This window comes from Blautia sp. MSK20_18 (assembly GCF_020553125.1).
Lineage (GTDB): Bacteria > Bacillota > Clostridia > Lachnospirales > Lachnospiraceae > Blautia_A > Blautia_A fusiformis.
This window is the reverse complement of sequence record NZ_JAJCGR010000062.1, coordinates 1-8,994: the sequence shown is the minus strand read 5'-3', so window position 1 is coordinate 8,994 and position 8,994 is coordinate 1. Positions and strand designations below refer to the sequence as shown.

Sequence of the window (8,994 nt, the reverse complement as noted above, 5' to 3'; positions counted from 1 at the left end):
TTTAATAAACCAACACTGTGCGCAGACTTTTTACCGCCTGCGAACGTGTCGCACTTACCCAAAAATCCTCACCTGATTGCTGCCCTTCACCTTTGGTATTAGCAATAATGGTTGTTACCAGTTTTAGAATATCTTTTTCACTGCGGATATATACAAATGGATTATAGTGCATGGATTTTTTGAAGTTAATTGTATTCAAAACTTTGATTTTATACGGTTCATATATAACTTTTCCCTCTTTGTCCCGCATGATTTTTCCATTCTCATCCGTCATTGGACTGCCTTTTGCCAGCATACTGCCAACTTCCAGAAGCACAGTTCCCTTTGGATCAGTAATCACATAAGAGCTGTGCATCTGCATAATGTTAGGCTTTACAAAAAATCTGGTTTTTCCAGAACCGGAACCGCCAATTACCAGAATGTTTTTATTCCTGGCGTATTTCGGATTCTTTGGTCTGCTTGACATAGTAAGACTCTCTGTTTCTGTGAGAATAATATTATTTTCAAATTCAGGATCAGCATATGGTCGTATATCTTTTTCTGTTCCCCATCTGGCAGAACCATACTCCACACCCAGCCGATATTTCCTGGCATTTTTCGTGCGGTAAATAATAATAAACTTTACAGCCACGCCTCCTGTAATTCCCCAAAACAGATCCATATGATTCAAGCTTGGCCAGAGATTCCGAAACGCCAGTTCAAAATAAGTAATAGTGTTCATAAATTTATCCCAGGAAGTTGCTCCGGTGTTTACCCGATACAGCCAGGCAATCTTATTGAAAAAATAAGCAAACATCAGATAGGGGAAATTAGCTAAAAACAGCTTTTTCTGATCTGCCCTCTTCAATTCACTTGCCTTATCCGTAATCTGATTTTTCACATCCGCAAGAATTTTTCCTGGGATACTCTCTGAAGAAAAAAAAGCTTTTCCAGATATTTTTCTCTTTTTCGGAGAGCCTCTGATATGCTGAACTTTTCCTCTTTTCTTCTTATGCTGCTGTTTTTTCTCCGTCATAAACTCTGCCCTCTGTCTTTCTGCTGTTCTCTTGCTCGTTCTCTGTTCTTTCCTTTAGACACAGCATCCTTAAAGTGCATAAGTTTTTTCATAATAGATGGTTTATCCTTTTTATTCATCTGTACACCCAAATATTTCTTAAATGCCAGATTCATCATTTCTGTATCCTGCCCTTTAAAGAACACATAGTAAGTCGGTGGCTTGGTCGAACTGTCTTTTTTCAAGGCAAAATCTAAGCGGTATTTCTTCGCCACACGCTCAAAAGACTTGATATTTCCATCTGTGATTTCAATATTGGATAAACCAGAACCCTGGCTTTTCAGTTCTTTGTATGACTGTTTTCCAACCTTGTAAGGATTCTTTCCCTTTTGCTTCTGTCCTGACAGATACTTCCGCAGCATATTTTTTAACACGTCGGCAGTCACTCTTGCAGTTTTAACCGACAATGCGATTGTTTTCTGTGTAACTTCTTCCTGCAATTTGCACGCCTCCTTTCGATTCCGATCAGCAAATTATGGTGGAACTAACAGATGGGGGAGATATATTTTCATTGGAATTTGGCTCCTTTCCACTTCCCGACAAATTGTCGAGAAGTACTCTTTAAAATATAAAAAGCCGGCTGATTCCAATTTCTAATAAAATGGACCAACCGGCTACAAATTCTCTATTTCGTTTTTTCATTAATAAGCTGTTTTTTTATGAATACCAGCATTGAAATGAACTCAACTAACAACTCATATGCACTATGTATATCATCCGTTCCATATTCAACAATTCCATTATGCAGAATATTATTTCTAAACGGAATTCTTTTATCAATTTCCTTTGTATAAGCGTCAGTATTTGCAAACACTACATATGTAATTCCCATAACGTAAAGTTTTCCCACACTCTCAGAAGACATTCCCTCATTTTCATCTATAGACATTCGTTTTACTATTTGTTTCACTTTTGAATAAGGCTGTTTCGTGTAATTTAAAGTATTATATATTAACGGTTCTATATGTGATAACAATATTACTAATTTTTCACGTTCACTTATGGACGGATTGCTTATAATACTTTTTATATAACAATGTAATTTATTTTCTTGCTCATAATACTCCATAAGTTCTTCTTCCGCATCTTCTTTATCAATAAGCCCATAACTGTTTACCAACCACCAGACATCTTCATAATTCAAATCATAATTACTTAGTTTTTGAACGTTTGCAAAAAGTTGCGTATTCTTAACATCATCTGGTATATTTTTTAAAAATTCTGTCAAACTTCCAAATAAAGTATCTGGTATATTTTGTGAGAAACGACTTATTTTTTTTGAAAACTCAAGTAACACATCACCCAATTTATCTGTATCTATAAAATGATCTTCTTTATTCATCAGACCCTCCCTCTACTTATTTGTCAATTTATTTTATTATAACCAATCATACTTATTCTGTCATTTATTTCTTAAACTCAGTAATAAATATACAGTACTGAATTGCACATACAACTTTCCTTCTTCCCAATCCATCTGATCCATCAGTAAACACTGAAATAATACATCTACATCCTGCAATTTATAAATCCGATTGCACGTTTCTGACAAACCTTTTAATTCTGGGACCTCTTGCATTGCGTTTCGCCTGTGCATAAGGCATTGCAGATATAATGCTTCCAGATGTTTCTGACTGAAAATAAGTGCTGTGATATCCTGTTCATTAACAGTACATTTACGTTTTTCTAACTCTTCCCGGGAAATATCCAGAAAACACCGGATATTTTCGACATATACATCACCATCAAATGTTGGATGCTTTTTCTTAATCCATCGTTTCGCCGCTACCTCCATATTCTTTCTGTCTCGATTAGATCTGGCACTACGGAAATTCAGCCTTTTGCCCATTTCTGCATAGATATTACTTTTTACCTGCCGATCTGTCAAAGCTGCGTATTCTTCATTGCGAAAAAAATAATCTAAAAGTTGGTTCATCTTAGCCTGACTATCTACCAAATGATAACATTCCTCGGAAAACCCCAAACCCGCAAATGCAACTGGCGCACTTCCTTTTTTGATTTCTTTTTCAATCACTCTCAAAATGTCTCTCTTTGATTCCATTTCTTGCTTTCCTTTCTCTTTTTCAATTTTCTGATTCTGTTCACAGATCATCAATAAGTTTTCATCTGCTCTTTTCGCTGTCAGTATTAATGAATAACAAACCAAAACCAGAAACAGTGATATCAATGCACTTCCTACACCAATCATAAAAACTTTTCCCCCTCCAATACATGAAGCAATCCGTCCCACTTAAAAAACGGACTGATTTTTTTCAGCATAGCAATCAAGTCCGCTTCATTTTCTATTTCAATATTCAAAAATTCTATTACACTAATTTCAAGTCCATCCGCAATTTTCTTTAATTGTTCTACTTTCGGCTTTCGTATGCCTATTTCATACTTCCGAATTGTATTCACATTAATTCCTGTTCGTTCTGCAAGCAGCTCCTGCGATAGCCCTCTCTGTTTCCGAAAATAACGAATCTTTTCATTTATCTCCATGTCTTTCATCTGTTGAACTTCTCGACAATTTGTCGGGAAGTTGTTCCCTTTCCCAGTTTTCTTTTCCTTCATATCCATACATAGATATTTCCTCATCCAATAGCCTTGCAACCATAAAGCAACAAGACAGCAAAAACAAAAGCACTATTCCTGCCATAATAATAATTATCAAATCAATCACATCTCATCCTCCTAGGTAAGCGGTACAGAAAAAGCAGCCTTGACAGACTGCTTTTTCAATCACCATATTCTATTTTTGTTCTCATGTAAAAAGGCTTCCGAAATTGTGCGAATCCCAAACGCTAATCCATCTATGTAAGCGTCTCTCTGTTCTGTTTGTTTAAGATTTAAAGTATATTCCTTGTAATCCTCAAACATTGCCTGCAGATCCGGACTCATTAGACTTATCATTTCCTTTTCTAATGTTTCACACAGTTCCTTTGTCTCTTCATAACTTTTACTTTGTGTCTCACATTGATTCATTGGATAAATGCTATAATACAATTTTTCCAGTTGCTTTTCGCTCATTTTTGATCACCATTTCTTTCAGTCTTTTTATGATCCATATAATTCCAGAAATGCCGTTTTTTAGCAAAATGCCTGCTACAGCTAATAATCTCCAGGCAAGAACCCCTATTCCAATCAAACTTCCTACCATCAGTTTAAGTACCACCAAACCAAGCATTTCCCCTGTCCCCACATTTCTTGGAACGACCAACAAAAACATTTTCTGGATTCCGAAAGGTATTCCCACAAAAAGCAATAATTTTCTCCAGTCTAATATTTCACCATTCATGCACATAGGGTGAACAATTAAGCAGATAATCATAGCTATTGCACCAGGAATTATCAATTTTGTTATAATTTCTTTTCCTCTCATATGCCACCTCCGTACATATCATGATTTACTTTTGCCTGGTAATAATTGCCTATTGTCGTTATTGAATTCATAAGACAGGTAAGCAAGTACGCTTTTATGTTCTTTACTTCCCTGGTATTCTCATGCAGACAGTCAAGTACATACTCTATGTGGCTTTCTTCCAGCAACAATAATCTGCTTTTTACGAACTGATATGGGTATTTCACTCCACTGATTGTAATATTCTCCCGTTCTATGCTGATTGTTTCCACAATTAGTGCCACAATTTCATCCAACTGTTGCTGTTCCCCTAATCTGCATCGTTGTACAAGACAGTCATATTCAATATTTCTTTTTACAAGTGCAGTATTCATCTGGAATAGCTTCATCTCTTCCATCAAATCCATTGACTGCTGTTCGGAAGAATCTGAAAGATTGATAAGATCAGTATTACTTCTGTCAGTATTACTAATATCAGTATTACTAATATCAGTATAATTATAATTAGTATTATTAGGGTCGGTTTTTCCGACTTCTGTACTTCGGTTTTTCCGAACTCCAGACTTCGATTTTTCCGACTTCCAGACTTCGGTTTTTCCGAACTCTTGACTTCGACTTTCCAGAACTCCAGACTTCGGTTTTTCCGAACTCTTGACTTCGGCTTTTCCGACTTCTTGACTTCGGTTATCATTCTCTGCCGAATCTAATACTTTTTCTTTTCTATATACAAAGCTCTTTACATAAATAATTGTTGGTTTTCCCAATCCTCTCTTTACTCTTTCAATCAAACCAATTCCTTTATCAGTATCTAATTCTGCAAGAATTTTCACACCTTTGTCTTTTCCGCAGTTCATATATTCCATCACTTGTTCCAATGTAAATATGATATAAACTTTCCCCTCATTGTCCACCCAATTATTTCTGATAGATAAAGCCATTCTGTCCAGCATCAGCCCATAAAGAACCTTTGCATCGCTGGACAGATTACGGAAATATTCATCTGTGAATAATACTTTGGGAATACGGTAAAAAGCAAACTGTTCCGATTCATAATCGTGAAAATAACCAAACTCTATTTTTGTGCTTTCGGATTTTGCCATTTTGCTTTCCCTCCTTCCCTCGTTATTGGCTTTTCTTCCAGTTATCAAGCAGTTCATAGATAACCTGTTCAATCTGTTCTCTGTTATATTCCTTTGGAAAATACTTTCGTATTTTCTTTTCAGTTAAAGTAATTTTTCCTGTCTCTGTTTTCTTTTCATTCAAAATAAGCTGTACCGCTAATTCTGTCAGATTACCTTCATCGCTGTATTGCTTCAGTTTTGTTGCCATTGAACCTGTAACAGAGCTTGCTCCAGACACTATGCAGTCTTTCACCCAAATCTGCTCCGTTTCTGATAAATAGGTTAATGAAACACCTACTGTAAAATTAATCTTTCCTTCATCCAACAATTTCAGCAATTCCGGAATAAGACAGGTCAAGCGTATATAACGCTGAACGGTTCTTCCACTGTCACCGGCAGCCTGTCCAACCAGATCTGCACTGTCAACAGAAGCTGCGTTTTCGTCTTTTATGCCCTGATGTTTTACTGCATCCATCTTCATCTTATAAGCATATGCCTTTTCGCTTGGAAGCAAATTTTCTCTCTGTATATTAGAATCCACCATAACGATTACGGCTTCATCATCGGTATAGTTCCGTATGAGTACTGGCATTTTACTTTTTCCAGCCAGTTCGCAACCACGTTTTCTCCTGTGACCAGCAATCAGTTCATATCCTCCCTCTGCGCGAGGACGTACCAATGCAGGATTTAAGATGCCATAATTCTTGATACTTTCTACTGTTTCAGCCATTTTTTCATCATCATTTACATGAAATGGATGATTTCTAAAAGGATGTAACTCATTTAATGGCACTTCAACAATCTGATTAAGAGTATTCTGTTCGGCTTCATTGATTCCAAGCAATTCATCATAAGAAGTAAGCTGAATTTCTTTCTTAGGTTTACGCATGATTCAGCACCTCCTGGACAAGTGCTTGATAACTGTACGCACCTTTTCCTTTTGCATCGTAAGAAAAAATACTGACACCTTCTGATGCAGTTTCGGCAAGAGCTTCTGTTCTTGGAATTGTCTGATCAAAAATTATAATCTCTGCTCCATAAGCATCTCGTACTGCCTGCTTATTTCTCTTTGAATTATTATAATGACTGCTGTCCATTGTAAACAGAATCCCTTCAATCTGTAAATCAGGATTAAATCTCTGATGAATGCCTTTCACAACTTTCAGTAATTCCATGAGGCCATCTGCCGCATAGTATTGAGGCTGCACCGGAATCAAAACGCTATCAGCTGCACTTAACGCATTAATTGTCATCATTCCCAACGAGGGCATACAATCAATCAGGATATAGTCATAATCATTTTCCAAAAGTTCCAGATATTCTTTTAAGACTTTTTCTCTGTCCTCTACCGTAAATAATGACATGTCCATTCCCGAAAGAAGTTTATTAGATGGAATTACATCTATTCCTTCCTCATGGTGTAAAATTGCTTCCCTGGGATCAAATTCTAATCCCATAATGATATTTTCCATCATTGTTTTCAATGTTACCCTTAAGTTCTTTGGAAAACCAAGTCCCATTGTCAAATGTCCCTGTGGATCAGCATCTATCAGCATTACACGTTTTCCAACCTTAGACAGTCCTACTCCAAGATTAATAGTGGTTGTAGTCTTTGCTACTCCACCTTTTTGATTTGCGATTGCGATTATTTTGCACATGATATAATTCTCCTGTTTTTCTACTATTTTTTATTTACATTACTTTTTTCAATTTCAGCATAAGCTCTATAATATTTGCTCGTCCCTTTATTGGAATAAAGTTCCGATAATTCCATAACTTCAATTTTAGGATGACGCTGCAGGATTTTCTGAAACCATGCAATATCATTTTTTGTTCCCATCAGTCTCACTTTCAGCATTAATCTATTCCTCCAAGCATGGCATGTAACTTTTGATTGTACACTACATATTCCGGATAACGGATCTGTATTGCCTGCCAAAAATATGGTGCATATGCACAGCAGAAGATATCCTCTACTGTATACTGTCTGCACTCGTTTACCTGTTCCTCTGCATCTTCATAATCCCAAACGCTTGGCGTGCTGTTACAGTACAGATTAAATGCCATCCTTACCACTTTTAAGCTACCGCTTGTCTGCCATCCTTCATGTAAACATTTCGTTTTAACAGACCCCGTTTTAAAATTATAAATTCTGTCAGCATTTTTTCTGGTATCTCCATTAATACCCAGACAATAACACAATGCCTTATGGTACACATCCTGATACCGTACTTCTTGTAATTTTTCATAGTAGAATTTTTCATGTGCATCACTGATAAAAATAATGTTTTCTGCTCCTAACGCTGTACTTTTCATTTTGAACCTCCTTGAAATAAAAAAGGACCTTACCAATTGTTCTACCAATTAATAAGGTCATACTATATGTTACTTTTCTAAATTCGTGCTAGGGATTCCTCTTTAGTAAAAACTTAGTAAAACATCCCTACTGGTTCAAAAATATACTGTAAAATCAAGGTTTTTCAGAATTTTGCTAAGGTAGTGCCGTGGCAAATGAAAAGCACTTTTATCATAATTTTGTTTCTCCTTGTTTCTCCTTGTTTTGCCCTGCAGTACCCTGTTTTGCAAGGATTTCTGGAGATTTTGTGAAATGCTCTGAAATTACAGATTATAGCAAATCAGAGCAGAATTGAGCATGTTGTTACTACCTGTTAGTAGTAAAATTGGTAGTAAAAAATAAAAGATTACTACTAAGGATTTTTAGAGTCTTCCATGACATTTTTTATATTTCAGTCCACTGCCACATGGACACTTTTCATTAGGATAAATCTTTTTCTTTTTTCTTTCCTTTATAGGAAATTCAACTGGCAAAGGCACTACCCCTTTAGCAAGCAATTCTAATTCTCTTAACCTATAAAGGTATTCTGAAATAACCAAAATTGCTTGAAACATACTTAATGCTTCAATTTCAAATTCAAGCAGATATTCAGACAGTTTCTTTTCTCTCTTTTTAGGATCTGGAATATATATTATTTTTTGAGTTGATGTTTCATACTCAACATCATTATGTCCTATTGCATTCCGAAGTTTTTGATTATACTTTACATCTATCGTACGCATATAGAGTTCATTCTTGTTATATAAATGAAATCTATTAGCTTTTGTCGCAGCTATAAATTTATCCAAAGAAACAATTCCTGCATTGTTCGCAATAAAATCGTTCGCATCACCTCTATTTTTTATATTATCAATTGCCGCTGGAATAATCAAAAGATTTCCTAACGTCTCATATGCATCTAAATAAAACTGCTTTACATCTTCATACGTACTTGTTGTAGTTCCCTCCACTTCAAGATCTACACTTCCTTCATCACAAAATTGTAACGACAAAGCCGGAATCAAATAAGGATAAGCCACTATAAACTCGCCTAATAGAGTATTAATCGTAAGCGTCCAATAAGAGGGTGTATCGAAATTTCTGGCTGTTGCATGTAAACTAT

The 8,994-nt window shown here is 35.9% G+C and carries 13 protein-coding genes and 1 pseudogene; all 14 read right to left on the bottom strand.

The features are described from left to right. Positions 1–43: 43 nt before the first annotated feature. Positions 44–796 (bottom strand): annotated as a pseudogene (locus LI091_RS17800) (type IV secretory system conjugative DNA transfer family protein); the annotation flags it as partial. 215 nt (positions 797–1,011) lie between these two features. Next, positions 1,012–1,494: a PcfB family protein gene (locus LI091_RS17795; RefSeq protein ID WP_117457903.1), complete on the bottom strand. Its 483-nt coding sequence runs from the start codon at positions 1,492–1,494 to the stop codon at positions 1,012–1,014. 185 nt (positions 1,495–1,679) lie between these two features. Then, positions 1,680–2,396: a hypothetical protein gene (locus LI091_RS17790; protein ID WP_265191420.1), complete on the bottom strand. Its 717-nt coding sequence runs from the start codon at positions 2,394–2,396 to the stop codon at positions 1,680–1,682. 60 nt (positions 2,397–2,456) lie between these two features. Next, positions 2,457–3,263, bottom strand: coding sequence for a hypothetical protein (locus LI091_RS17785; protein ID WP_265191419.1), 807 nt, complete (start codon positions 3,261–3,263; stop codon positions 2,457–2,459). Further along, complete coding sequence (locus tag LI091_RS17780) at positions 3,260–3,565, bottom strand: helix-turn-helix domain-containing protein (RefSeq protein WP_243269335.1); 306 nt, start codon at positions 3,563–3,565, stop codon at positions 3,260–3,262. The genes LI091_RS17785 and LI091_RS17780 overlap by 4 nt, the downstream gene beginning before the upstream one ends. Further along, positions 3,543–3,737 (bottom strand): hypothetical protein, encoded by a 195-nt coding sequence (locus LI091_RS17775; RefSeq protein WP_005426607.1) that lies wholly within the window; start codon positions 3,735–3,737, stop codon positions 3,543–3,545. Before LI091_RS17775 ends, LI091_RS17780 begins: the two co-directional genes overlap by 23 nt. Before the next feature lie 59 nt (positions 3,738–3,796). Then, positions 3,797–4,084 (bottom strand): DUF6809 family protein, encoded by a 288-nt coding sequence (locus LI091_RS17770; RefSeq protein ID WP_015541255.1) that lies wholly within the window; start codon positions 4,082–4,084, stop codon positions 3,797–3,799. Next, positions 4,050–4,436, bottom strand: coding sequence for a DUF6050 family protein (locus LI091_RS17765; RefSeq protein ID WP_005426609.1), 387 nt, complete (start codon positions 4,434–4,436; stop codon positions 4,050–4,052). The genes LI091_RS17770 and LI091_RS17765 overlap by 35 nt, the downstream gene beginning before the upstream one ends. Further along, positions 4,433–5,515 (bottom strand): replication initiator protein A, encoded by a 1,083-nt coding sequence (locus LI091_RS17760; protein WP_265191418.1) that lies wholly within the window; start codon positions 5,513–5,515, stop codon positions 4,433–4,435. Before LI091_RS17760 ends, LI091_RS17765 begins: the two co-directional genes overlap by 4 nt. Before the next feature lie 22 nt (positions 5,516–5,537). Then, entirely contained in the window at positions 5,538–6,425 is an 888-nt protein-coding gene (locus LI091_RS17755) for a ParB/RepB/Spo0J family partition protein (protein WP_265191417.1), read from the bottom strand. After that, on the bottom strand, positions 6,418–7,194 hold the full coding sequence (locus LI091_RS17750) for a ParA family protein (RefSeq protein WP_005426615.1): 777 nt from the start codon (positions 7,192–7,194) through the stop codon (positions 6,418–6,420). Before LI091_RS17750 ends, LI091_RS17755 begins: the two co-directional genes overlap by 8 nt. Positions 7,195–7,217: 23 nt before the next feature. Next, positions 7,218–7,394 (bottom strand): hypothetical protein, encoded by a 177-nt coding sequence (locus LI091_RS17745; RefSeq protein WP_005426617.1) that lies wholly within the window; start codon positions 7,392–7,394, stop codon positions 7,218–7,220. Next, positions 7,394–7,852, bottom strand: coding sequence for a DUF6075 family protein (locus LI091_RS17740; protein WP_055066383.1), 459 nt, complete (start codon positions 7,850–7,852; stop codon positions 7,394–7,396). The genes LI091_RS17745 and LI091_RS17740 overlap by 1 nt, the downstream gene beginning before the upstream one ends. A 402-nt stretch (positions 7,853–8,254) precedes the next feature. After that, positions 8,255–8,994, bottom strand: a 740-nt coding sequence (locus LI091_RS17735; protein WP_265191416.1) for a YecA family protein, incomplete at its 5' end; no start/stop codon positions are given.